The sequence below is a fragment of the Streptomyces sp. NPDC044921 genome (genome assembly GCF_056432865.1).
The window spans coordinates 91,801-114,647 of the sequence record NZ_JBWKIF010000008.1 but is presented as its reverse complement, the minus strand read 5'-3'; the positions used below and the strand labels follow the sequence as shown (position 1 = coordinate 114,647).

Annotated in this window: 22 protein-coding genes; 2 read left to right on the top strand and 20 right to left on the bottom strand. The window is 71.9% G+C overall.

Annotated features, from left to right (window positions below; translation table 11 throughout):
- Window positions 1-25: 25 nt before the first annotated feature.
- The 15 genes from AC07DA_RS14855 to AC07DA_RS14785 form a co-directional block, all read right to left on the bottom strand.
- The gene (locus tag AC07DA_RS14855; RefSeq protein ID WP_479128057.1) at window positions 26-1,141 is read right to left on the bottom strand and encodes a hypothetical protein; all 1,116 of its coding nucleotides are present in this window, start codon (window positions 1,139-1,141) and stop codon (window positions 26-28) included.
- Between the two features lie 42 nt (window positions 1,142-1,183).
- Complete coding sequence (locus tag AC07DA_RS14850; RefSeq protein ID WP_479128055.1) at window positions 1,184-1,831, bottom strand: OmpA family protein; 648 nt, start codon at window positions 1,829-1,831, stop codon at window positions 1,184-1,186.
- An 8-nt stretch (window positions 1,832-1,839) separates the two neighbouring features.
- Window positions 1,840-2,421, bottom strand: a complete 582-nt coding sequence (locus tag AC07DA_RS14845; protein ID WP_479128053.1) for a hypothetical protein — start codon at window positions 2,419-2,421, stop codon at window positions 1,840-1,842.
- A gap of 16 nt (window positions 2,422-2,437) precedes the next feature.
- Window positions 2,438-3,055: a pilus assembly protein TadG-related protein gene (locus AC07DA_RS14840; RefSeq protein WP_479128396.1), complete on the bottom strand. Its 618-nt coding sequence runs from the start codon at window positions 3,053-3,055 to the stop codon at window positions 2,438-2,440.
- Entirely contained in the window at window positions 3,055-3,288 is a 234-nt protein-coding gene (locus AC07DA_RS14835; RefSeq protein WP_453047212.1) for a hypothetical protein, read from the bottom strand. The genes AC07DA_RS14840 and AC07DA_RS14835 overlap by 1 nt, the downstream gene beginning before the upstream one ends.
- Before the next feature lie 145 nt (window positions 3,289-3,433).
- A complete protein-coding gene (locus AC07DA_RS14830) occupies window positions 3,434-4,387 on the bottom strand; it encodes a response regulator (RefSeq protein ID WP_479128050.1) in 954 nt (317 codons plus the stop codon).
- Between the two features lie 42 nt (window positions 4,388-4,429).
- Window positions 4,430-6,160 (bottom strand): sensor histidine kinase, encoded by a 1,731-nt coding sequence (locus AC07DA_RS14825; RefSeq protein ID WP_479128048.1) that lies wholly within the window; start codon window positions 6,158-6,160, stop codon window positions 4,430-4,432.
- An 11-nt stretch (window positions 6,161-6,171) separates the two neighbouring features.
- Window positions 6,172-7,059, bottom strand: a complete 888-nt coding sequence (locus AC07DA_RS14820) for a DUF5936 domain-containing protein (RefSeq protein ID WP_479128046.1) — start codon at window positions 7,057-7,059, stop codon at window positions 6,172-6,174.
- A gap of 18 nt (window positions 7,060-7,077) precedes the next feature.
- On the bottom strand, window positions 7,078-8,022 hold the full coding sequence (locus AC07DA_RS14815) for a type II secretion system F family protein (protein WP_479128044.1): 945 nt from the start codon (window positions 8,020-8,022) through the stop codon (window positions 7,078-7,080).
- 9 nt (window positions 8,023-8,031) lie between these two features.
- On the bottom strand, window positions 8,032-9,369 hold the full coding sequence (locus tag AC07DA_RS14810; RefSeq protein ID WP_479128042.1) for a CpaF family protein: 1,338 nt from the start codon (window positions 9,367-9,369) through the stop codon (window positions 8,032-8,034).
- A 25-nt stretch (window positions 9,370-9,394) separates the two neighbouring features.
- Window positions 9,395-9,751 carry a TadE/TadG family type IV pilus assembly protein gene (locus AC07DA_RS14805; protein WP_479128040.1) on the bottom strand — a complete coding sequence of 119 codons (357 nt, stop codon included), beginning with the start codon at window positions 9,749-9,751 and terminating at the stop codon, window positions 9,395-9,397.
- A 1-nt stretch (window position 9,752) separates the two neighbouring features.
- Window positions 9,753-10,136, bottom strand: coding sequence for a pilus assembly protein (locus tag AC07DA_RS14800; protein WP_479128038.1), 384 nt, complete (start codon window positions 10,134-10,136; stop codon window positions 9,753-9,755).
- A 2-nt stretch (window positions 10,137-10,138) separates the two neighbouring features.
- The gene (locus AC07DA_RS14795) at window positions 10,139-11,389 is read right to left on the bottom strand and encodes a CpaE/TadZ family protein (protein WP_479128036.1); all 1,251 of its coding nucleotides are present in this window, start codon (window positions 11,387-11,389) and stop codon (window positions 10,139-10,141) included.
- Window positions 11,390-11,395: 6 nt separating this feature from the next.
- The gene (gene cpaB / locus AC07DA_RS14790; RefSeq protein WP_479128034.1) at window positions 11,396-12,103 is read right to left on the bottom strand and encodes a Flp pilus assembly protein CpaB; all 708 of its coding nucleotides are present in this window, start codon (window positions 12,101-12,103) and stop codon (window positions 11,396-11,398) included.
- Window positions 12,104-12,173: 70 nt separating this feature from the next.
- Window positions 12,174-13,007: a hypothetical protein gene (locus AC07DA_RS14785; protein WP_479128394.1), complete on the bottom strand. Its 834-nt coding sequence runs from the start codon at window positions 13,005-13,007 to the stop codon at window positions 12,174-12,176.
- Between the two features lie 490 nt (window positions 13,008-13,497).
- Here AC07DA_RS14785 and AC07DA_RS14780 point away from each other — a divergent pair, with 490 nt between their 5' ends.
- Window positions 13,498-15,186 carry a chitinase gene (locus tag AC07DA_RS14780; RefSeq protein ID WP_479128032.1) on the top strand — a complete coding sequence of 563 codons (1,689 nt, stop codon included), beginning with the start codon at window positions 13,498-13,500 and terminating at the stop codon, window positions 15,184-15,186.
- 19 nt (window positions 15,187-15,205) lie between these two features.
- Here the strand turns inward: AC07DA_RS14780 and AC07DA_RS14775 are convergent, their stop codons facing one another.
- The 4 genes from AC07DA_RS14775 to AC07DA_RS14760 form a co-directional block, all read right to left on the bottom strand.
- Window positions 15,206-16,519, bottom strand: coding sequence for an Nramp family divalent metal transporter (locus tag AC07DA_RS14775; protein ID WP_479128030.1), 1,314 nt, complete (start codon window positions 16,517-16,519; stop codon window positions 15,206-15,208).
- Between the two features lie 163 nt (window positions 16,520-16,682).
- Window positions 16,683-17,165 carry an ATP-binding protein gene (locus AC07DA_RS14770; protein WP_479128028.1) on the bottom strand — a complete coding sequence of 161 codons (483 nt, stop codon included), beginning with the start codon at window positions 17,163-17,165 and terminating at the stop codon, window positions 16,683-16,685.
- An 81-nt stretch (window positions 17,166-17,246) separates the two neighbouring features.
- Window positions 17,247-18,149 carry an anti-sigma factor RsbA family regulatory protein gene (locus AC07DA_RS14765; RefSeq protein WP_479128026.1) on the bottom strand — a complete coding sequence of 301 codons (903 nt, stop codon included), beginning with the start codon at window positions 18,147-18,149 and terminating at the stop codon, window positions 17,247-17,249.
- A gap of 27 nt (window positions 18,150-18,176) precedes the next feature.
- Window positions 18,177-20,675 carry an ATP-binding protein gene (locus AC07DA_RS14760; protein WP_479128024.1) on the bottom strand — a complete coding sequence of 833 codons (2,499 nt, stop codon included), beginning with the start codon at window positions 20,673-20,675 and terminating at the stop codon, window positions 18,177-18,179.
- Window positions 20,676-20,948: 273 nt separating this feature from the next.
- On the opposite strand from AC07DA_RS14760, the gene AC07DA_RS14755 reads away from it, so the two are divergent.
- Complete coding sequence (locus AC07DA_RS14755; RefSeq protein ID WP_479128022.1) at window positions 20,949-22,301, top strand: M14 family metallopeptidase; 1,353 nt, start codon at window positions 20,949-20,951, stop codon at window positions 22,299-22,301.
- On the opposite strand, the gene AC07DA_RS14750 is transcribed toward AC07DA_RS14755, so the two are convergent.
- Window positions 22,298-22,822: a hypothetical protein gene (locus AC07DA_RS14750; RefSeq protein ID WP_479128020.1), complete on the bottom strand. Its 525-nt coding sequence runs from the start codon at window positions 22,820-22,822 to the stop codon at window positions 22,298-22,300. The two genes, AC07DA_RS14755 and AC07DA_RS14750, sit on opposite strands and share 4 nt — an antisense overlap.
- Window positions 22,823-22,847: the final 25 nt, after the last annotated feature.

Genomic DNA, 22,847 nt, shown 5'->3' with positions numbered 1-22,847 from the left:
GCCCGGGTGCTCGCGCCGCACGCGGCTACGGGGACCGGCCGGCGGCGATGCGGTCGATGAGGGCCTGGTACTCCTCCTCGGCCGGAGCGGCGGTCACTTCCTCACGGCCGCGCTCCCGGTCGAGCGCCAGCCAGTACGGGCAGGGTTCGTCGTCGTCGGCGTCCACGGTGTGGCCGGCGGTTCTGCGGCCGGTCCGCGCCTCGTAGACGTCGATGCGGTAGCGGGCCCGGTAGGAGGTCAGCTTCGACTCGCCGCCGTCGTAGGTGCAGACCATGTCGACCTGGCGTCGGACCAGTCGGCTGCACGCCACCAGTTGGATGTCGCCGGGGTCCGGCCGGGCCGTCGTCGTCCTGGCGGCGCCGCCCGTGGACGTGGCGACCGGGTCGCTGCCGTGCTCCTCGGCGAAGAGGGCCGCGGGGTGGGGGCCGGTCGGGGTGCGCGGGGCCGACTCGGGGAACGAGGTGCCGCGGTGGGCGCAGAGGCTCGCGAAGTCCCGCAGGTGGTAGGCGCGGTGGGCCAGGACGAGGTCGGCGAAGGGGGACAGGGTGAGGGCCCAGAGCTGGATGCCGGCCAAGGCCGCGACCGCGGTGGCGGGGAGGAGACGCCGGGCGGGTGGTGACGGCCGGGGCCGGCGGGACCTCACGGACTCGATCAGGGCGTCGCGGGCGGTGACGGCGCGGAGGGTGACGTACCGCTGTCTGCCGCCGTCCAGCCAGTACAGGCGCGGGGGTTGTGGGCTCGCGTCGTCGACGGTTTCGACGGTGTCGACCGCGTCCCACGGGATGGCGGTGGCGGTGGGGACGGCGGTGGCCCCGGCTCGGTCCGTGCCGTCCGTGTGGATCAGCAGACCGCCGTCGCACACCGCGTAGGCACGTCTGCCGTCCCGGGCCAGTACCCAGTACACGAGGGCGGTCCAGGTCACCAGCAGCCAGCCGAACACCGCGAAGGGTCTGACGCCCGGGGCGACGGTCAGTTCGGCGAGGGAGCGGACGAGCAGTGGGACCGTCACGGCGTCGAACAGGAGTTTTCCGGTGATCAGGACGGGCCAGGGGCGGCGTTCGTGGTGGACGTGCCGCACGCCGCCGAGTCCGGCCCCGGCGGCCAGGCTCGGCAGCGCGCGGTTCAGTCGCCACTCACTCACGGGGCCTCCCCGTAGCAACCACCGGCTCGGATCCTCCGTCCCTCAGCTCTCCGAGCGGGGGAAGGAGACCTCGACCCGGCGGTTCTTCTTGCGACCGGACTCCGTGGAGTTGTCGGCGATCGGGTACTGCTCGCCGTAGCCGCGGACCTCGTACGTGACGTTGGAGTCGGTCAGCTCCCGGTCGAGGACGTTCTGTACGGCGTCGGCGCGTTTGCGGGACAGGACGTCGCCGTGGGCGGAGGAGCCGAGGTTGTCCGTGAAGCCGAAGACGCGGATCCTCGTCGCGTTCTGGGTCCTGATCTCCTGGGCGATCGCGGTGATGCGGGCCCTCGCCTGGGCGCTGAGCTTCGCGCTGTCCTTGCCGAAGAGGACCTCGGCCTGGAGGGCGAACTTGACGTCGGCGTTGGTGTCCTCACGGCGTTCGTCGCCGCTCTGGTCCTCGACGACCTGTTTGATGTCGAGGACCTTTGGTTCGGCGAGGGTGGCGCCTTCGGGGATTTTCAGGTCCGGGTCGTTGGGGTCGACGTCGACGGGGGCGGAGGCGGAGGCCTCGGTGCCGGGGGGGACGCCGGGGGTTTCGTCGGCGTGGGCCGACACGGCGCCGTAGACGTTCGTGGCGACCATGAGGCCGGCGGCGGTGAGGACCAGGGCGAGGCGTGGCGTCGCCGTTCGACGGTGCGTACGGGTCATGGCCAGCCTCACCCGGAGATCTTGATGGTGCCGCTGGAGAACGTGGGCACCTGGAGACCGACCTCAGTAGTGCTCGTCGGCGGGGCCGGGAACTGCATGAAGACCGGGAGGGTTTGCCCGGGCTCGAGTGTCCCGAAGCCTGTCGTAGTCAGAGGCCGGCCATCCGTGTCGCGGAGCACGTAGTAGCGCTTTTTTCCCTTGGAGTCGACGAGCGTGGCGCCCCCCAGTGAGGGGCCGTGCTTGATGACTTCCGTTTCGTCACCGCTCATCTGCGACGGAATAACGGCCGATTTCGCGCCGTCGTTCTTCAAATTCCCGCTCACAGTGACGAACCCGCCCGCGTCTCGTGTGGCCGAAGTGATCTGGAGGAGCAGTCCTTCGGTGCCCTTCACTTCAGCCAGGGGCGTTTCCGATTGCCCCTCTTGAGCACTCGGCTGGGATCCGCCTTCTTTGGAAGCGGGCGCCGAGGAGTTCGGCTTCTTGTCGTCGTCCCCGCCACCGCTGCAGCCGCCCACGCCGACGGCCAGGCCGGCCGCAAGGGCGAGCGCGACCATCCCCCCGCGCGCCTTCGCAGTGAACCGAATGCTCATCTCTCTGCTTCCTTCGTCACTCGTCGTTCGCTTGCGAATTGGCCAGGTGGACATCGAAGAGGTCTTCGGGGTCCGGCAGGAGTTCGAGGTCGTCCGGCTTCAACTCCCACTCCACCCCGTCCTCGCACAGCAGCTTGGGCAGTATGTCGGGCTCGGCCTCCTCGGCCAGGGGCTCGAAGTCGCAACGGGCTTCGATCACGGCCGTGGCGGAAGCATCGGACCTGTAGTCCTCCGTGCCCGGGACAATGGACTCACCGACCGACTTGTTGGTCTCGACTTCCACCGCGAATCGGAGCGGACCCTGCGGATCACAACTGTTCACCTGGGCGTCGTTCTGGGCGGCGAGTTCGTACGCACGCCAGCAGGACGGAGTGAGGCCCTCGGCAGCACCCTCGAAGACGGCCCGCCACTTGGTGGGATCGAGCACGTCCCTCACCCACGCTTCGGCGAGTTGGTCACGCTTGTCCTGCGCGGCTGCAAGAGCCGCTGCGTCGGCGGCTGTCTGGGCACCGTTCCTGTTCGCTGCGGCCTGGCCGACCGCGAAGTAGGCGAACGCGAGAAAGAGCAGGCCCCCCACCACCGTGATGTAGATGGGGAAGGCCTGCCCTGCGTCACCGTAACGGCGAGGTCGGATCAAGGAGCGACCTTGGCGATCTGTGCCTGAATCTTGTTGAGGATCGTCTGGCCGATGTTCGTCCCCGTGATCGCCAGCACGATCGCCACCACCACCGCGATGATGCCCAGGTACTCGACCGCCGTCTGCCCCTTGTCGCCGGCGCGGCGCTGCATCGCCTGCACCGTCGTGTTCTTCCAGCCGTTCACGCGGACCTTGGTCGCGACGGCGGTCTTCAGCATCAGGTCGCTCATGGTGTTCCCCTCCGGTTTCGGCTGTGCCGCTTTCGGCAGGAGGAACGTACGGCGGGACAGGCTGTCCGTCAGAGGGTCCCAGGACCCAATTCCGGGCCCAATCGCTCGGGCCCAGGCGGTTCTCTCCCCATGGCGTCACCGCGCGTCACCCCAGTCCTCGGTGCGAGTCCGGTGCCGTGCCGATCCACTTCGCGGCGGCCTCGGAGCGGCTGGTGCTGTGGAGCTTGGCGAAGATGCGGTTGATGTGGTTCTTGACGGTCTTCTCACTGATGAAGCACGTGGCGGCGATCTGCTGGTTGTTCATGCCGGACGCGATGAGGTCCATGATCTCCGCCTCCCTCGTACTCAGCTGGAACCGCGACCTGTCGGGAGCGGCCGGACGGCCGCTCGCCCACCCAGACGAAGACTGTGCCATATCCGGTTGCACTTGCGAAAGGTTTTCTGAAGAAGCGGAGGAGGACGGGGCGTGGCGCGCCGGGAAACCAGCTGGCCACGCGGGTTCCTGGGGAGGATTATGCGAGTTTACGGATCCTGACATTCCGTATGCAGTCGCACTTGTCGACTGCCCCAGGCCCTCGGACAGGGACGGCCCGGCCGGTGGCCGGCTCTGGCGGAGCTGGGTCAGGAGCGCCCCCGCCGCCGTGGGCGTGAAGTGGGGCCGGCCCTCCTTGATGTCCCGTACCGCGGCGACCAGTTGGTCGGCCGTGAACTCGCCGTGGACCAGGTAACCCCCGGCGCCCCGGCGCAGGGCCTCCTGGACGATCTCCGACTCCCTGCTGTAGGTCAGCATCACCACCGGCGCGATCCGCACCAGGTAGGGCAGGGCGGAGATGCCGTCCACGCCGGGCATGCGGACGTCGAGCAGGACGACGTCGGGGCGGTGCTGGTGGGCGGCCTCGCAGGCCTGGCGGCCGTCGGCCGCCTCGGCCACGACCTCGATGTCGGCGCGGCCGGAGAGCAGGGCGGTCAGGCCGGCGCGGACCACCGGGTTGTCGTCCGCCACGACGACCCGGAGGCGGTGGGCCGGTGGAGCGCCGAAGGGGTTCTGCGGGGGCGGCGGCTGCGGTGCGCCGGGGTGTGGGGTGGTGGGGTCCGGCATCGGGCCTCCTCTCGGGTCGTGGGGGTCAGGCGGTGGCGGGCGTCAGGGCGCTGATGGTGTCGTCAGGGCCGCCAAGGGGAGTTCCAGGCGGACCTCCGTGCCCTGGGGGTGGCCGCCGCGGCCGATGCGGATGCGGGCGCCGACCGAGGCGGCGCGTTCGACCATGCCGACCAGGCCGAAGTGGCCCGCGCGGCGCAGCTGTTCGAGGGTGGTGCCGGGAGGGAGGCCCCGGCCGTCGTCGTGGACGCTGATGCGGAGCAGGTCGCCGTGTACGCCCGCGCGGACGTCCACCCGGCTCGGTTCGGCGTGGCGGTGGGCGTTCTCCATGGCTTCCGACGCGATGGTGAGGAGCTGGCGGGCCACCGCGGGCGGGACCGGGGGCACGGCGTGTTCGCCGGTGGGGTGGTAGACGGCGGGCAGGCCGGTGCGGGTGCTGAAGTCACGGGTGCGGGCGGCCAGCTCGACCAGGACGTCGGTGCCCTGGTCGGGGTCGGACTCGCGGCGCAGGTCGGCCAGGAGTTCGCGGGACTCCGCCGCGGCACGTCTCGCCGAGCGGGCGACCAGGGCGGCCTGCTGCCGGACCAGGGCCGGGTCCATGCGCTCGGCGCCGGCCGAGCCGGTCAGGCCGTCGGCGGCCAGGGCGACACCGTGCAGGGTCTTGGCGACCGAGTCGTGCATCTCCCGGGCCAGCCGGGCGCGTTCGGCGCTGACCGCCTCCGTGACGGCGAGGCGGGCCTGGACGGTGGTGAGGGCCTGGGTGGCCGCGCCGAAGCGGAGCATCAGGTTGCGCAGGCTGGAGCCGACGGCACCGGCGATGACACAGAGGCCGGGCAGGAGGGTCGACTCGGCGATGCCGGGAGCCGGGTCCTCCTGGGCCGCGTGGATGAGGAGGAGCAGGAGGGCCTGGAGGGAGGCGAAGACGGCCGCGCCCCGCCAGCCGTAGACCAGGCCGGCGAGCAGGGGGGTGCAGACGCTGACGTAGGCGAGGGTGCTGTCGGGGCCCGCGGAGATGAGGAGCAGCGCACCGAAGAGGGTGTCCGCGGCGAGGAGGGTGGGGTGGCGCAGGAGCAGGGGACCGAAACGTTCCCAGTCCCTGAAGAGGACGTAGGAGGTCATGAAGGTGACGACCACGGCCGCGCCGACCAGGCGGGTGGGAAGGCCCTCGTTGGCGTTGAGGAGGGCCGTGGGTGTCGCCAGGGCGATCATGGCCAGGCGAAAGCCGAACACCTGTCGGCACATGGCCTGGAGGGCGTTGACCTGGATGTCCATGGCCGGGTCACGGGGCGGTGTGACACGGCGGCTCTCGGCCGGGAGGGAGTGAGCGACGGCGCCGCCCGGGCCGCTGTCGTCGGCGCGTGCGGGGGATGCCGGCGGGGGCGTGGCACCGCCGTCGGCTGACCGGCCGTCGCCCGCATCTTCCGGACGCGGTCCCCGAGCGCCCCCGGGGCCTTCTCCATCCTGCGCGGGCGAGGGAGCGTTCGCCTGTCCTTCCCCGCCCTGCGCGGGCGCATCTGCCGCGGTAGGCGCGGAAACCTCCGTCGCGCGGGGTCCGGTTCCCTCGACGCGCAGCGTGCGCTCGCCCCCGACCCGGCCGCCCACCGGCTCCCAGCCAGGTGGCAGCGCGGGGGTCACCGAGGTCACGGGGACGTCGGGCGCGCCCGTGCGGACATGGGCGGGAAGCACCGTGCCCGCCGGGGGCGTCGTGATCTCCGGGGTCCGGTCGGCACGGCGGCGACGGCCCAGCAGTCCGCTGCGTTCCCCTGTCATCGACATCCTGGCGTTCCCTACTTCCCCGTGACCGAGCCGAAGTCCGTGCCCGAGCCGAGGATCAGTCCGGCGCCGAGGAGGAGCATCGTGGCCGGGACCATGAAGGTCGTGATCATCATCGTGGCCTTCGGGACCGCCCGGGCCGCCTTCCTGCGGGCGTTCTGGGCGTCCGTGCGCCGCATGTCCTTGGCGAGGGAGACCAGTGTGTCGACGATCGGGGCGCCCAGCTCCTCCCCCTGCTGCAACGCCGTCACGAACATGGCGACCTGCTCGGAGTCGTTGCGGCGGCGCAGTTCCGCGAAGGCGTCGCGGCGGCTCATGCCGAGGTCCATCTGGCGCAGGGTGATGCGCAGTTCGTCGGCCCAGGGGCCCTCGTACCTGGACGCCACCCGGTCCAGGGCCTGGCGGAAGCCGAGGCCCGCGCTGACCACGACCGCGAGGACGTCCAGGAAGTCCGGCAGGGTCCGTTCGATGACGTCCTTGCGGATGCGGATGGCCGACCAGATGCCGACCTCCGTCCAGAACGCCCCGAAGGCCAGCAGGAGCAGCGCGACGAACAGCTGTCCGCGCATGAGGAAGACCAGGAAGCCGACGCCGCCCAGGGCGCCGTAGACCGCGCGCCGCGCGGCGTAGCGGTCGATGGTCAGGCCCCCGGGGTTGCCCGCGAGGTCGATCTTGCGGCGGTACTTGGCCACCTGCTTGGGGCCCATCAGGCGCAGCACGGCGGGCGCGTAGCGCATGCCCATGCGGTCGACGAGGGAGTCGACGGCGCCGGTGCGCGTGGAGCCGACCTCCAGGGCGAGGGCGAGGTCGCCGGGGAGCTTCGCCTCGGCCCGGTACATGCGGAGGCCGGCGAAGACGCCCCAGACGCCGATGCCCATCAGCAGGGCGAGAAGCAGTCCCATGGTGTGCCTCCGGGCTTCTCAGACGTCGATGCGGGACAGGCGGCGGATGAGGAGGAAGCCGACGGCGTAGAGCGAGAAGGCGACGATGACCGCCCCCTGGCCGAAGGGCGAGCCGGTCATGCGTTCCAGGGCGCCGTCCTTCACGCCGTCCATGAGGAACAGCGAGCCGACGCCCAGCACCGGCACCGCGTACGACGTCATGTTGACCTGTGACAACTGCGTCCGCACCTCACGCCGGGTCTCCTTCCGCTCCTCCAGCGTCTCGGTCAGATTCCGCAGCGCGCTCACCACCTGCCCACCCGCCCGGTTGGACAGCACCAGCGTGGTGACCAGGACGACCAGCTCGCGGGACGGGAGGCGGTCCGCCATTTCTCCCAGCGCGTCGTCCAGGGACGCGCCCACCGCCAGCTGGGCCGAAACCTTCCCCAGTTCCTCCCCCGCCGGTGCCTCCATCTCCTCCGCCGCCATTCCGATCGCCGTGCGCAGGGCCAGGCCCGCCTGGGTCGCGTTGGCCAGGATCCGGGACATCTCCGGGAGCTGGTTGATGAACTTCTCGATGCGCTTCTGGCGTTGCCAGTTCAGGAACTGGAACGCCGCCCACACGCCCAGCAGGCCCGCCAGCGGCCCGAAGAACGGTGCCAGGGCCGCCTGGCCGATCAGCCACAGGCCCGCCACCGTGGCCAGCATGGAGACGAAGAACTCGCCCGGCGTGATGTCCAGGCCCGTCGCCGCCAGGCGGAGTTCCAGCTTCCTGCCGAGCTTGGTGCGCCGCAGCCGGCGGTCGATGCCGCGGAAGTGGCGGCGGCGGCCGGCCACCGGGATCTGGCCGGTGGCGGACAGGCGGTCGACGAGCGCCTGGCGCTGGGCCTTGCCCATGGCGTAGGAGTGCAGGCCGATGACCGCCAGGACGCAGGTCAGCAGGGTGATGCCGGTGGTGAGCGTGATGAGCTGGTGCAGTTCCATCGGTCGGTCCTACCTGGCTTCTCGGGTGGCTAGCTGGTCCTCGCTCCGGGCGACGCCGAAGGCCTGCGGGATGGGCTGGCTCGCCATGTAGAGGCGGTCGGCGGTGCGGCGTGGGAGGGGGTGGTACTCGAAGTTCCCGTAGATGCGGCCGTCGGCGGCCATCGGCTGGGCGTGGAAGCGGGCGACCGTGACCAGCCGGTACGGGTCGCTGCCGTGGCTGTCCATCAGCGCGATCTCGGTGATGCGGCGGGCCCCGTCCGCGAACCGGGTGAGCTGCACGATGACGTCCACCGCGCTGTTGATCTGGTCGTGCAGGGCGACGAAGGGGATCTCCACGTCCGACATGGAGGCGAGGGTCTGCAGGCGCATCAGGGCGTCCTCCGCGCTGTTGGCGTGGACGGTCGCCAGCGAGCCGTCGTGGCCCGTCGACATCGCCTGCAGCATGTCGAGGGACTCGCCGCCGCGGACCTCACCGACGACGATCCGGTCGGGGCGCATGCGCAGCGAGTTGCGGACCAGGTCGCGGATGGTGACCTGGCCCTTGCCCTCGACGTTGGGCGGGCGTGACTCCAGGCGGATCACGTGCGGCTGCTGGAGCTGGAGTTCGGCCGAGTCCTCGATGGTGATGATGCGTTCGCCCTCGGGGATGAGGCCGGAGAGCGCGTTGAGCAGCGTCGTCTTGCCGGTGCCCGTCGCGCCCGAGACGATGATGTTGAACTTGGCCTGCACCAGCCCGGCCAGCAGGTACAGCATGGGCTCGTCGAGCGAGCCGAGGCCGATCAGCTCCTGGAGGGTGAAGGAGCGCGGGAAGCGACGGATGGTGAGGGTCGCGCCGGTCAGGGACAGCGGCGGGATGATGACGTTGACGCGCTCGCCGGAGGGCAGGCGGGCGTCGACCATCGGATTGGACTCGTCGACGCGGCGGTTGACCGTGGAGACGATCCGCTCGATCGTCTGCATGAGCTGGTCGTTGGAGGCGAAGCGGAGCGGCAGTTGCTCGACGCGGCCGCCGCGCTCGACGAAGATCGCGTCCGGGCCGTTGACCATGATCTCGGTGATGGACGCGTCCTCCAGGAGCGGCTCCAGGATGCCGAGGCCGAGGGCTTCGTCGACGACCCGGCGGATCAGCTGGGAGCGTTCCACGGTCGACAGGACCGGGCCCTCGCGGCTGATGATGTGCCCGAGCACCCGCTCCAGCCGGGCCCTGCGCTCGGCGGCGGCCAGCGAGCTCATCTCCGCGAGGTCGATCTCCTCCAGGAGCTTGGCCCGGTAGGAGGCGACCATGTGGCCGTCCTCACCCCGGTTGCCGTTCTCCTCGGGGGTGCTGATGCGTGCTCGCAGGCTCATGAGTCCGGTGCTCCTCGCTCGTTGCTCAGTGGTCGCGCGGCATCGTGGCGGTCTTGACGGCGGGGCCGAAGTCCCAGCCGGGCACGACGGAGGGGATCTGCACGGTGGCCGTGACGGTCACCTCGTCCCCGCCGGTCGACGCCGGGCAACTGGTGCCGTCGGCCAGCCAGCTGCTCACCGCGGCCCGGCAGTCCGCCTCGTGCGGCCCGTCCAGCGACGCGCTGCGCGCTCCGGCCCGGGCCGCCGTGCCGGCCTGCTGGGCGGTGTAGGCGATCAGGCCGAGCTGCACGGCCGCCAGGGCGACGAGCAGCAGGATCGGCAGGAAGCCGATGAACTCGATGGCGACCTGGCCGCGGTCGCGGGCCCTGCGGATACCGGCCATGTCAGTCCGTCTCCTCCTCGACCGCGCCAGCGTGGCCCTTGACGGCGTACGGGAAGGACAGCGTGCCCGGGAAGAGGATCGGGACCTCCAGGCGGACATCGGCCGTCACGTAGCCGGAGCCGCCGCAGGTCACCGTGGCGCCGGAACGCCACGCCTCCGACAGGTGCCTCAGCCCCGCCTCCTGGCACGCGCCCTGCCGGGCGCCCGGCCCCACCGCCGTTCCCGCCCGCACCGCCTCGTCCGCCGCGTTGCCCGCGAGCGTGAACGTGTAGCCGACGAGGACGATCTGCCACAGCGCGATCAGCGTCACGAGGATCGTCGGCGTCATGCCGAGGAACTCGATGGTCACCTGGCCCGCGTCACGGTGCCGCTTGCTCGGGGCCATGCTCACCCCTCCCTTCTCCGCCGCAGGCTCACCGACCCCCGGTCGCCGCCCCGGAACCGGCCCGTCTTCTGGGCGCCTTCGGGGACCTTGACCAGGCCCAGTTCGGCCGCCAGGCCCCACAGGGCCTGCTTCACCGCGCTCTTGTTCTCCAGTTCGTGGACGCGGCCCGCGTCCACCACGCTCTGCAGTTCCTTGAAGTGGGCGGGGACGGCGGTGGCCGCGACGGCCGTGCCGGTGATCCTCCGGATCAGGGGCGGCTGGATCTCCGTGGCGCGGGTGTGCCGGTTGACGACGACGGTCGTCTCCTCGGCCTTGCGGATCTGCAGCCGGTCCCACATCCGCACCGCCCGCTTGGCGCCCCGTACGGCGACCACGTCCGGGGTGGTGACCAGCAGGGCCCGGTCCGCCATCTCCACGGCCGCCGCGCCCGCGCCGCCGATCTGGGCGCCGCAGTCGATGACGACGACCTCGTAGCGGGAGCGCAGGGCGCTGACGATCTGGCGGGCGGCGCGGTCGGTGACGTCCTCGCCGCGCTCGCCCTCGGCCGGGGCGAGCAGCAGGGCGAGGCCGGTGTCGTGGCGGAAGACCGCGTCGGCCAGGACACGCGGGGAGATGTCGGTGATGGCGGCCAGGTCGACGACGGAGCGGCGGAACTGCACGTCCAGGTAGGAGGCGACGTCGCCGGTCTGGAGGTCCAGGTCGACCAGGGCGGTGCTGCGGCCGGAGGCCTGGGCGGCCAGGGCCAGCTGGATCGCGGTGAGGGTGGCCCCGACGCCGCCCTTGGCGCCGCTGACCGTGACGACGGTGCCGCCGACGCCGGTGAAGACGTCACCGCCGGCGCCCAGGTGCCGGCGTACGCCGGTGGACCACTGGGCGACCGCCTGGACGCGGCTGGCGAGTTCCTCGTAGCTGAGCGGCAGGGCGACCAGGCCGCGGGCGCCGTAGTCCATGGCGGCCTGGAAGAGGCCGGGGCTCGCGTCGGAGGTGACGAGGATGACGCCGACGGCGGGGAAGCGCAGGGCCACTTCGCGGATCAGTTCCAGCGCGGGGACCGGGCCGATCCGCTCGTGGACGATCACGACCTCGGGCAGTTCGTCGACGGATTCGGCGGCCAGGCGGGCGAGGGTGTCGACGAGCTGGGTGGAGTCGACCACCGGGGTGACCGGTTCGGCGTCCGGGAGCTGGCTGAGCAGTGTGGTGACGGACCGGACCGCGTCCGCGTCACCGACTGCCGGGAGGATCCTCGTGGGCATGCGCTCTCACTTGTCCTTCGCGAGTTCGTACGTCCGGTCCTGCTCGGGGACGGTGGTGTCGCTGCCGGGCGCGACCAGGGCGAGCCGGACCCGCTTGGCGAACGACTCGGCGTAGGTGATGCGCTGGGCGTCCCGGGCGGACAGCGCGAAGGTGATGGGGACGGCGTCGGTGGCCTGCTGGGAGCGGTTGTTCTCGTCGGGGTTGAGCGCGATCAGTTTCCCGACGTCGAGGACCTTGGCGTTGGTCACGATGATCTTCGACTGGTCGGGGTCGCCCTCGCGCGCGCCCTCGAAGGTGGCGTAGACGTTGACGGCGGCACCGGGGGTGATCTTGCCGGCCACGCCGGTCGCCGCGTCGATCATGATGGCGACCTCCTGCTGGCCGGGCTGGAGGGCCGGCCGGCGGACGATCATGTCCGACTGGAGCAGGGAGCCCGCCTTCAGGGTCGTGACGGCGATCTTGCCCCGGATGTCGCGCAGGTCGGTGACCGCGTTGTCCGACAGCCACCGTTCGGGCATCTTGATCTTCTCGAACTGGCCTGTGCCGAGGGTGGTGTAGGGCGGCACGTCGGACTTGAGCCGGTAGGCGGTGACCTCGGGGCCGACCTTGGACTCCACGTCGCTGATGACGGACAGCACGCCGGCGAAGGCGCCGAGGGCACAGACGACCGACAGGAGCAGGAGGATCACGCCGCGGCGCTGACGGGAATTCATGAACCGTACTACCTCGTTGGGGATATCGGTCGAGCGGGACGGGAGCGGTGCCGAAGGGCGGGGCGCGGGCTCACCCGGCTGCCGTCCGGTTCTCGAGCTGCTTCGGGGGCGGGCTGTCGTAGACGGGCGGCGTGGCGGAGCAGAAGACGCAGCGGTCGCCGATGACGTCGATGCCGCACCAGTGGCAGCGGCTGCGCCGTACGGAGGTGACCAGCTGGTAGAGGACGGACAGGTCGGGCAGGTAGCTGCAGAACTCGATCAGCTTGCCGGTGCCCCACCAGGGCGGTGACTCGGCCGGCAGCTGCGTCTCGCGCAGGCCCTGCACCTTCCAGGCGGGGGCGAGGGTGGCGCTGACCCAGTCGGACTGGAGCTGTCCCTTGGCGAGGAGCATCCAGGTGCCGAACTCGGGGCCGGGCAGCAGCGCTTCGGGGGTGATCCTGACCAGCTGCGGCTCGGGGTGGGCGAGGACGCCGAACTGGCTGCCGGGCACCCAGGACTTGGCGTGCGACTTCAGGCCGACGGGGACGTGGTCGAGGCGGGCGACGGAGTTGAGCAGCGCTCCGGCGTGGATGTAGTGGACGAGCAGCCGCCCGGCGGAGGCGAGCACGCCGGGGCTGAGGTCGCAGGAGGCGAGCTGGCGCAACTGCCGCGCCAGCACGGCCAGTCCGAGGGGCGGCAGATCCGGCCGGAACAGGGCGACGCGGTCGGTCTCCAGGAGGGAGCGCAGGGTGTGCAGGCGGCGCTGCAGGGCGGTGGGGGCGGCCGGTGAGCAGACCACGATCACGTGACCGTGGTGCTCGACCAGGGCCTGGAGGTCGGCGAGCGCCTGTTCCAGGGGGCGTTCGGCGATGTCCCGGAGCACGACGGCGGGCAGGGTGCGGTCGTCCTGTGGCGGCAGTGCCATGTCGGCACTGGTCACGGCAATGGCAGTTGGCACGCGCAGCTCCCCGTTTCCCCATGCCCGTCGGAGCGCCGGGTGTCACTCCGGCGCGCCGTGTCGACTTCACTGCGTGACTACCTCAGCACTGTATCCACGGCTCTGTGACCGGAGAACAGCGTTTGGGTAGCTGGTGGGCAACTGCCGTTGCACAAGGTGCGTCAAAACGGGGCAGGTTGAGCATCTTGCCGGTCATCGGAGGGGGCCGGGCGGTGGACCCGGCGGGCCCGGGGTTGACGGTGGGTCCGCGTGCGGGCCCCGGGCCCGGGCAAGCCGCCGGGCACCGAGGAGGCGAAGCGGCATCCCGCACCGCGGCGGGGAGGTGCCGGTGCGTCACCTCGCGGAGTCCTGGGGCTGCCGGTCGGTGCGCCGCTCGCGGGATGCGCGGCGGGACCGTTGCCGGACCGGTTGGTCTGGACCTCTTGACACCGGCTTTGGTCTGGACCACCTTCTTGTCATGTCCAGACACAGACGATTCCTGCGGCTGTGGTCGGGCGCCCTCACGGCTGCCCTGGCCCTCTCTGTCACGACCGTCGGCCAGGCCTCCGCCGCCGACGTCAACAACGTCCGGAACGCCGGCTTCGAGTCGGGCCTGAGCGACTGGACCTGCTCGGCGGGCAGCGGTGCGGCGGTCTCCTCCCCCGTGCGCACCGGCACGTCCGCGCTGCGGGCGACCCCGGCCGGTCAGGACAACGCCCGGTGCACCCAGACCGTGCGGGTGCAGCCCAACTCCAGGTACAGCCTGGGCGCCTGGGTGCGCGGCGGCTACGCCTACCTGGGCGTGACCGGCACGGGCACGACGGACGTGTCCACCTGGACCCCCGACTCCACGTCCTGGAAGCAGCTGTCGACGACCTTCACCACGGGCGCGTCGACGACCTCGGTGACGGTGTACACGCACGGCTGGTACGGGCAGGCCGCGTACTACGCCGACGACGTGTCGGTGTTCGGCCCCGACGGGGGCGGCGGCACCGACCCGGGCCCCACGGTCCCGACCGCGCCGAGCGGACTGCGCGTCACCGGCACCACGTCCTCCTCGGTCTCGCTCGCCTGGAACACCGTCTCGGGCGCCACCGGGTACACCGTCTACCGCGACGGCACGAAGATCACGGCGGTCTCCGGCACCTCGGCCACGGTGACCGGCCTCGCGGCCTCGACGTCGTACTCCTTCCAGGTCACGGCGACGAACGCGGCCGGTGAGTCGCCGAAGTCGGCGGCGGTCACCGGGACCACCAACAACACGAGCGGCCCCGGCCCCGCCCTGCCCAAGCACGCGGTGACCGGCTACTGGCAGAACTTCAACAACGGCGCGGCCGTCCAGAGGATCTCGGACGTGCCCGCCCACTACGACATCATCGCGGTGTCCTTCGCGGACGCCACCGCCACACCCGGCGCGGTGTCGTTCACCCTCGACTCGGCCGGGCTGAACGGCTACACCGTCGAGCAGTTCAAGGCCGACGTGAAGGCCAAGCAGGCGGCCAGCAAGAAGGTGATCATCTCGGTCGGCGGTGAGCGCGGCACGGTGACCGTGAACGACGCGGCCTCGGCGACGAACTTCGCCAACAGCGTCTGGTCCGTGATGCAGGAGTACGGCTTCGACGGCGTCGACATCGACCTGGAGAACGGCCTCAACGCGACCTACATGACGCAGGCGCTGCGCGCCCTGTCCGCGAAGGCGGGCCCGTCGCTGATCATCACGATGGCCCCGCAGACCATCGACATGCAGTCGACGTCGAACTCCTACTTCCAGACGGCGCTGAACATCAAGGACATCCTCACCGTCGTCAACATGCAGTACTACAACAGCGGTTCCATGCTCGGCTGCGACGGCAAGGTCTACAGTCAGGGCACGGTCGACTTCCTGACGGCCCTGGCCTGCATCCAGCTGGAGAACGGCCTCGCCCCGTCCCAGGTCGGGCTCGGCGTGCCCGCCTCCACCCGGGCGGCGGGAGGCGGCTACGTCCCGCCGACCGTGGTCAACAACGCCCTGGACTGCCTGACCAGGGCCACCAACTGCGGCAGCTTCAAGCCGCCGCGGACGTACCCGGCCCTGCGGGGTGCGATGACCTGGTCGACCAACTGGGACGCCACCTCCGGCAACGCGTGGTCCAACGTCGTCGGGCCGCACGTGGACGCGCTGCCGTAGCCTCCCGGTCCTCCCGTGCCTAGAAGAACTCCCCCCACGGCTGGTCCCAGACCTGCTTGACGCACAGGATCAGGAACAGCAGCCCCGCGAGGGCGAGCATCACGTTGCTCACCGGGCCGTTGCGCCACTCGCGGGGCGTGCGGGGGGAGTTCAGGAGCCAGATCAGCGTGCCGGCGAGGAAGGGCAGGAAGGCCGCCCCGAGCACGCCGTAGATGATGATCAGGCGGAAGGGCTGGCCTTCGAGGAGCAGGATCATGGGCGGGAAGGTCAACCAGAGCAGATACGCGCGGAAGGGCCAGGAGCGCTCGCGCTCGCCCGAGGCGACCTCCTCGCCCTTGGCCCGGCCCCGGCCCGACAGGCGGCCCATGAAGTCGGCGAACATCAGGCTCACGCCGTGCCACACCCCGATCAGCGAGGTGAACGACGTGGCGAAGAAGCCGACCAGGAAGAACTTCGCCGTCGCGGCGCCGTACTCCTCCTCCAGGATGTCGCCCAGCTGGACCAGGCCCTTGTCACCGCCGGCGATGGCGATGTTCGCCGAGTGCAGCAGCTCGGCGCCGACGAACAGCATCGCGATCACGAAGACGCCGGTGGTGGCGTAGGCGACGCGGTTGTCCAGGCGCATGACCTTCATCCAGCCGGTGTCGGTCCAGCCCTTGGCGTTGACCCAGTAGCCGTACGCCGCCAGCGTGATCGTGCCGCCCACGCCGCCGATCAGGCCCAGCGTGTTGAGGATCGAGTCCTTTTCGTCCGGCAGCACCGGCAGCAGCCCGGCGAAGGCGTCGGGGATGTTCGGCGTGACCCTGATCGCCAGGTACACCGTCACCACGAACATGACGCCCACCAGGATCGTCATGACCTTCTCGAACACCGCGTACTTGTTGAACCAGACGAAGACCAGCCCGACCAGGCCGCAGGCGATGCCCCACCACTTCAGGTCCATCACGTCGGGGAAGAGCGCCTGCAACGGCAGCGCGCTGGACGACATCGCCGCCGCGCCGTAGACGAAGCCCCACACCACGACGTAGACGGCGAAGAACCAGGTCGTCCAGCGGCCGAGGCTCGCCCAGCCGTCGAACAGGGTGCGGCCGGTGGACAGGTGCCAGCGCCCCGCCGCCTCGGCCAGGGAGATCTTGACGAGGCAGCCGATGATCGCGGCCCACAGCAGGGTGTAGCCGAAGTTGCTGCCGGCGATGAGCGTGGCGACGAGGTCCCCGGCCCCCACCCCGGTCGCCGCGACGACGATCCCCGGCCCGATGTACTTCCAACTGGCCTTGCGCGGGGGAGGTTGCTGGGAGGCCTGGTCCGTGGTGTTGCCCGTGGTGTCCGCCATGCAGATCAAGTAACCGCACACGGCCCGGACGGACAAGAGGGCGCGAGCGCGATGGTCCCGGGGGCGCGGGGAACCGCGCGCCGCGCCCCCGCGCACCCGCGGACGGGAACGGCCCCCCGGCGGCTCGTGCGAGCCCCGGGGACGGCCGAACCCAGCGGTGGCGTCACGGCTGTCGCCGACCGCAGCCGTCCGCCCCGCACGTGCCGAGCTCGAACCACACGGTCTTGCCCGACGCGTCCCGGTGGCAGCCCCAGCGCTGGGCGAGCGCGTCCACCAGGAACATTCCCCGGCCGTTCTCCCCGGTGCCCGCCTGGAGCACCCGGGGCACCCGCCGCTCCCCGTCGGCGACCTCGCAGCGCAGCACGCCGTGCGCGGCGAAGAGCGTGAGCCGGAAGCGGCTCCCGGCGTGCACCAGCGCGTTGGTGGCCAGTTCGGCGACCAGCAGTTCGGCCACGTCCACCACGTCGCCGCGCTCCGCGATCCCCCAGCACTCCAGCTGCCGGCGCACCTCCGCGCGCGCCTCGCGGACGGCGGAGGGCCGGGGCGCGTACTCGACACTCAGGTGGCCCGCTCCCAGGGGCGGTTGCGGGAACGGGCCGTGGTGGGGGTCGGGGTCCGGGAGGTGGCGCCCGGAGAGTTGCAGCATGCGTCCAGGGTGATCCCCGGGGAAGGTCCGGCGCAGGGGGAGGACTACCCGTTCCCCTACCTGCTTGTGCAGGTGGCGGCCCTACGCGTATTGCAGGCGGACCGTCGCGCCGGCGCTGTCGTCGCGGACGTCGACGTACGCGCAGACCTGCCGCGCGTACCACAGGCCCGGGCCGGGCTCCGGGCCGTCGGGCGGGGGCGGGACGAAGCCGGCGAGCGGGTCGGCGACGGGCCGGGACGAACGCAGTTCGCAGACGCAGGCGGGCGCCTCGCCCCACACCAGGGCGGTGCCGTCGAGGGGGGCGAGCGCCGCCGCGGCCTCGGCGACGGCGGCGGCGAACAACTCGGCGTCGGCGGCGGGCAGTCCCCGGGACTCGGCCCAGCCGCGCACGGCCGCCGCGTGCGGCCCGGCGAGGGGCTCGGCGTTCTCCGGGGGCAGCGGCAGCGGTACGGCGTCGAGTTCGGCCACGAGCCGGAACGGGTCCTCGTACGCCTCCGTGCCGGGGTGGGCGCGGCGGGCAGCGGCGACGACGGCGGGCCCGGCGGTACGGGTGTCGTAGGCGCACAGGGCGGTGGTGGCCAGGGGACCGAAGAGGGGGTTGGCGAGTGCCTCGTAGCGGATCCACTCGGCCGTCTCGCGGGTCGAGCGTCCGGCGCGGCCGCTCCAGACGGGTTCCATCAGCAGGTGGATCCGGCCGCCCGGGCCGGCGTGGGCGGTGAGGTGGGCGGCGGCCCGGGCGACGGCGTTGGCGGCGGAGCCGGTGTACCACTCGGTGTGCGGGACGCAGGTGATCTCCTTGGCGTCACCGCCGAGGGCGTCGCGCAGCAGGTCGAGGTTGCGCGGCGCGGCGATGGCCACGGGCGGGGGCTCGCCGGGGGCGGCGAGGCCCTCGCCGAGGAAGGGCAGGGCGGCGGCCAGGAAGGCGTCGTCGGAGCCGAAGACGGCCATGCGGTGGTCGAACGGGCTGGTCTGTCCGGTGGTCACGTGATCCCCTCGGGTGGGTACGGGCGGTCAGCGCTGGGCCGCCACCCAGGCGGCGATCTGGCTGCGGTTGCTGAAGCCGAGCTTGCTGAGGATGCGTTCCACATGGCCTTCGGCGGTGCGGCGGGCGATGACCAGGCGGTCGGCGATCTGCTGGTTGGCGAGGCCTTCGGCGACGAGCCGGGCGACCTCGGTCTCGCGGCGGGTGAGACGGACGGGGATGTCCTCGTGCGGCGGCGGGGCGGCGGCGGGCTCGGCGGTGGCCGGTTCCTGGAGCGCGTGGCCGACCAGCTCCGCGAGGGGCAGGGCACCGCCGCGCCGGTGGGCCCGCTCGAACGCCTCGCGGCCCAGGGCCCGGCCCGCGCGTTCCTCGCTGTCCCGGCGTGCGGAGGTGAGGGTGCGGGCGCCCCAGCGGCCGACGTCGATGTCGGCCCAGACGCGGTCGGCGCCGCCCAGCAGCACGGCCGCGTGCTCGTGGGCGCCGCGCCCGGTGGCGATCGAGGCGAGCAGGTCGAGGGTGAGGGCGATGCCGATGACGTCGTGGACGGCGAATTTCAGCCGCAGCGCCTCGCGGGCGTGCCGCTCCGCCCGGGCCGCGTCGCCGCGCACGGTGTGCGCGAGCGCGAGCATGCGCAGCACGTACGAGCGCACCCACTGCTCGCCGTGCCGCTCGCACAGCCGCAGGGCCCGCTCGCACACCTCCACGGCCCGGTCCGCCTCCCCCAGGAAGCCCAGCGCGCAGGCGAGTTCGACCTGGTCGAGGCCGACGAGGCTGAGGTGCTGGCCGGGCACGGGGCCGCGCGCGACGGTGGTCTCGAAGTGCCGCAGCGCGCCGGGCAGGTCGTCGCCGAACAGCCGGATGACGCCGATGACGTACTCGGCGTGGGCGGCCTCGGCGCCGTCGCCCAGGGTGCGGGCCAGGGCGAGGGCTTCGGTGGCGTGCCGCAGGCCCCGGGGGAAGTCCTGGGTGGCGGCCACCAGCAACCCGGCGACCCACAGCCCTCGGGCCCGCTCCCTGGTCGGCTCGGGGTGGGCGGCCAGGGCCCGGTCGAGCCAGTACAGGCCCTCGCGGGGGGCGCCGCAGGCGTGCCAGTGGAACCAGAGGGTGCCGGCGAGGTGCAGCCCGGCGCGGGCCTCTGCGGGGTCGGCGAGGCTGAAGTCGAGGGCGGCGCGCAGATTGTCCCGGTCGGCGCGCAGGCGGGCCACGATCTCCGGCTGTCCGGGCCCGAACCAGTCGCGTTCGCACTTCTGGACGCGTTCGAGCATCCAGTCCCGCAGCCGCCGCCGGGCGGCGGTCTCCTCCCCCGGGGTCCGCCGCAGCTGCTCGAGGCCGTACTGGCGCAGGGTGTCGAGCAGCCGGTACCGCACCCCGTCGGGTCCCGGTTCGCGGCACAGGACGGACTTGTCCACGAGCCCGGCGACGGCTTCCAGTACGTCGTCGGTGCGCAGACCCACGGGGTGCGGCGCGGGCAGGACGACGGTCCCGGTGGGCGCTCCGGCGCAGCGGGGGCGGGTGCCGGGGCCGTCGGTGAGCCGGGCGGGTTCCGTGCCGCGGGCCTGGTGCCGGAACGCGCCGGCGGCGTACTCGCCCCCGTCGGCCGGCCGCGCGGCGGCGCCCGGCGGGGTGTCGTCGGCACACACCGCCTCCGCCGTCTCCAGGTCGAAGCTGCCCGCCAGGACCGACAGCCGCGCCCACACCAGCTGTTCGGCCCCGGTGCACAGGTCGTGGCTCCAGGCGACCGCCGCGCGCAGCGTCTGGTGGCGGGGCAGGGCCGCGGGGCTGCCGGTGGTGAGGAAGCGGTAGCGGTCGTCGAGCCGGTCCAGGAGCTGGTCGACGTCGAGGACGCGCATGCGGACGGCGGCCAGTTCGATGGCGAGGGGCAGGCCGTCCAGGCGGCGGCACAGGCGGGCGACGGACGCCAGGTTGGCGGGGGTGAGGCGGAAGCCGGGTGCCACGGCGGCCGCGCGGTCGGCGAAGAGGGTGAGGGCCGCGGAGCCCTCGGCGGCGGACAGGTCGCCGTCCGGGTCGGGCACCGGCAGCGGGCGCACCTCCAGCAGGTGCTCCTCCGTGAGGCCGAGCCGGTGCCGGCTGGTGGCGAGGATCCGGACGCCCTCGGTGCCGTGCAGGAGGGCGGCGGCGAGGCGGGCGCAGGCACCGGCGAGGTGCTCGCAGTTGTCGACGACGAGCAGCAGCCGCCGGTCGCGGACCTGCTCGACGAGTGCGTCCAGCGGCGGCTGGGCGGAGTGGTCGTGCAGGCCCAGCGCGTCGGCGGCGGCCAGCGGGACGAGCGCGGGGTCGTGCAGCCCGGACAGGTGCACGAAGCGCACGCCGTCCGGGAAGGCCCGCTGGACCCGGGCCGCGATGCGCGCGGCGAGCCGGGTCTTGCCGACGCCGCCCGGCCCGGTCAGCGTCACGAGCCGTGCGCGGGCCAGCAGCTCGCGTCCTTCGGTCAGTTCGCCACGCCGGTCGACGAAGCTGGTCGTCTCGACCGGCAGCCGGTGGTCCCTTCGTGGCGCTGATCCGCCCATGATCAGCCAGTCCTCTGGGGTGTGGTGCGAGGTCCCGGGCAGTCCGGTTCCCCTGTGCGCGAGTCCCCACCCTCTCCCGATCCCGTACATATATGCACGCCCGGGTCACACCCGTGGGTGGACTTCAGTCGGTCCCTCTCGACCGACGCGCCGCACGCGTACACTGCACGGCCGCTTTCAGTCTTGACCTGCTCATGCCATTGGCAGAACGATGTGCGCCACCCGCACCACGTACGTCGCACGGAACAACCCCACCTCCCACAAGGAGATTTCATGCGACTTCGCATACGAGGCTCCGGTGCCCGCACCGGCAGACGCACCGCCGCCCTCGCCGCCGTCCTCGCCCTCGCCCTCGCGGCTCCCCTGTCGGCGACGGCGCCGGACGCCACCGCCGACAGCGCGGCGAAGGCCGCACCGGCGGCCGACGGCATCCGGCAGTACGAGATCCACCTGCACTCGACGGCCGAGGACCGCACGGCACTTCAGCGCGCGGGCGTGACCGTCGACGAGGTCCACGGCCACGGTGTCGTCGTCTCCGGACGCGCGGACCAGATCAAGCGGTTGCGCGCCCGGGGCTACGAGGTCACCCCGCTCGGCGCGGTGCCCGACCGGTCCGCCGGCGAGGACGACGTCCGGATCTTCGACTTCCCGTCGGCCGACTCGAAGTACCACAACTACGCGGAGATGACGAACGAGATCAACTCGATCGTCTCGGCCAACCCGTCGATCGCGAGCCAGCGCGTGATCGGCAAGTCGTACCAGGGCCGGAACATCGTCGCCATCAAGATCAGCGACAACGTGGCGAGCGACGAGTCCGAGCCGGAGGTGCTGTTCACCCACCACCAGCACGCCCGCGAGCACCTCACCGTCGAGATGGCGCTCTACCTGCTGCGCGAGCTGACCTCCGACTACGGTTCCGACTCACGCGTCACCAGCATGGTGAACAACCGCGAGATCTGGATCGTGCCGGACATGAACCCGGACGGCGGCGAGTACGACATCGCCACCGGCTCCTACCGCTCGTGGCGCAAGAACCGGCAGCCCAACTCCGGTTCGTCGTACGTCGGTACGGACATGAACCGCAACTGGAACTACCGCTGGGGCTGCTGCGGCGGCTCCTCGGGGTCGGCGTCCTCGGACACCTACCGCGGTTCCGCGCCCGAGTCCGCGCCGGAGGTGAAGGTCGTCGCCGACTTCGTGCGCAGCCGGGTCGTGGGCGGCAAGCAGCAGATCAGGGCCGGGGTCGACTTCCACACGTACAGCGAGCTGGTGCTGTGGCCGTTCGGCTACACGTACTCCGACACCACGACCGGGATGACCGCGGACGACCACGCGGCGTTCAAGGCGGTCGGGCAGAAGATGGCCGCGAGCAACGGGTACACGGCGCAGCAGTCGAGCGACCTGTACATCACGGACGGGTCGATCGACGACTACCTCTGGGGCGTGCACAAGATCTTCGGCTACACGTTCGAGATGTATCCCCGGTCCGGCGGGGGCGGGTTCTACCCGCCCGACGAGGTGATCGAGCGGGAGACCTCCCGCAACCGGGACGCGGTGCTGCAGTTGCTGGAGAACGCGGACTGCATGTACCGGTCGATCGGCAAGGAAGCGCAGTACTGCGGCTAGTCCGCGTCGTCCGCTGCGCCTTCCTCGGCGCCGTCCTCGAAGTAGGCGTCCAGGACCTCGTCCAGCCGGGCGTCCCACTCGGCGAACCGGCTCCTGGCCGGCGCCTCGATCTCGATCGGGTACCAGCGCCGGTCAGGGGTGTGGACGGTGACGGTGTACCGCTTGCCGAAGCGGGCCGTCTCCGTCTCCACCGCGCCGATCTCGTCCCAGCGGAACTCGCACTCCTGGTCGTCCAGACGCAGCGTCACGCCTCTGTGGTCGGCGACGATCCGCGCGCGGCGGTCGGACGCCTCGAAGACGGGACCGTCGGCCGCGGCGTCCTCCTCCGGTTCGGAGGGGGACGCCGTGTCCTTCTCCTCCGCCTCGGGGGCGGCCTCCTCGGCCTCGGCGGCCTCGGGCTCCTCGTCCGGCCGGTCCTCCTCCGTACGGGCGGACGCGGGTGACGTGAGCCCGGGGATGAAGGCCGGGTCGAATCCGGCGCCCTCCAGGGGCTGGCTGCTCGAACCTATGCGCTGCTCCACAGCGGAGCAGTATGGTCGAGAAACC

Bases quoted from the DNA above. Each gene is read 5' to 3' on its own strand.
- AC07DA_RS14785 (WP_479128394.1), bottom strand. From the start codon at position 13,007: ATGGCACTGCCGCCACAGGACGACCGCACCCTGCCCGCCGTCGTGCTC.
- AC07DA_RS14780 (WP_479128032.1), top strand. From the start codon at position 13,498: ATGTCCAGACACAGACGATTCCTGCGGCTGTGGTCGGGCGCCCTCACG.
- AC07DA_RS14775 (WP_479128030.1), bottom strand. From the start codon at position 16,519: ATGGCGGACACCACGGGCAACACCACGGACCAGGCCTCCCAGCAACCT.
- AC07DA_RS14805 (WP_479128040.1), bottom strand. From the start codon at position 9,751: ATGGCCGGTATCCGCAGGGCCCGCGACCGCGGCCAGGTCGCCATCGAG.
- AC07DA_RS14820 (WP_479128046.1), bottom strand. From the start codon at position 7,059: ATGGGACTGCTTCTCGCCCTGCTGATGGGCATCGGCGTCTGGGGCGTC.
- AC07DA_RS14760 (WP_479128024.1), bottom strand. From the start codon at position 20,675: ATGGGCGGATCAGCGCCACGAAGGGACCACCGGCTGCCGGTCGAGACG.
- AC07DA_RS14755 (WP_479128022.1), top strand. From the start codon at position 20,949: ATGCGACTTCGCATACGAGGCTCCGGTGCCCGCACCGGCAGACGCACC.
- AC07DA_RS14830 (WP_479128050.1), bottom strand. From the start codon at position 4,387: ATGCCGGACCCCACCACCCCACACCCCGGCGCACCGCAGCCGCCGCCC.
- AC07DA_RS14845 (WP_479128053.1), bottom strand. From the start codon at position 2,421: ATGAGCATTCGGTTCACTGCGAAGGCGCGCGGGGGGATGGTCGCGCTC.
- AC07DA_RS14795 (WP_479128036.1), bottom strand. From the start codon at position 11,389: ATGCCCACGAGGATCCTCCCGGCAGTCGGTGACGCGGACGCGGTCCGG.
- AC07DA_RS14825 (WP_479128048.1), bottom strand. From the start codon at position 6,160: ATGTCGATGACAGGGGAACGCAGCGGACTGCTGGGCCGTCGCCGCCGT.
- AC07DA_RS14815 (WP_479128044.1), bottom strand. From the start codon at position 8,022: ATGGAACTGCACCAGCTCATCACGCTCACCACCGGCATCACCCTGCTG.
- AC07DA_RS14810 (WP_479128042.1), bottom strand. From the start codon at position 9,369: ATGAGCCTGCGAGCACGCATCAGCACCCCCGAGGAGAACGGCAACCGG.
- AC07DA_RS14770 (WP_479128028.1), bottom strand. From the start codon at position 17,165: ATGCTGCAACTCTCCGGGCGCCACCTCCCGGACCCCGACCCCCACCAC.
- cpaB (WP_479128034.1), bottom strand. From the start codon at position 12,103: ATGAATTCCCGTCAGCGCCGCGGCGTGATCCTCCTGCTCCTGTCGGTC.
- AC07DA_RS14850 (WP_479128055.1), bottom strand. From the start codon at position 1,831: ATGACCCGTACGCACCGTCGAACGGCGACGCCACGCCTCGCCCTGGTC.
- AC07DA_RS14835 (WP_453047212.1), bottom strand. From the start codon at position 3,288: ATGAGCGACCTGATGCTGAAGACCGCCGTCGCGACCAAGGTCCGCGTG.
- AC07DA_RS14800 (WP_479128038.1), bottom strand. From the start codon at position 10,136: ATGGCCCCGAGCAAGCGGCACCGTGACGCGGGCCAGGTGACCATCGAG.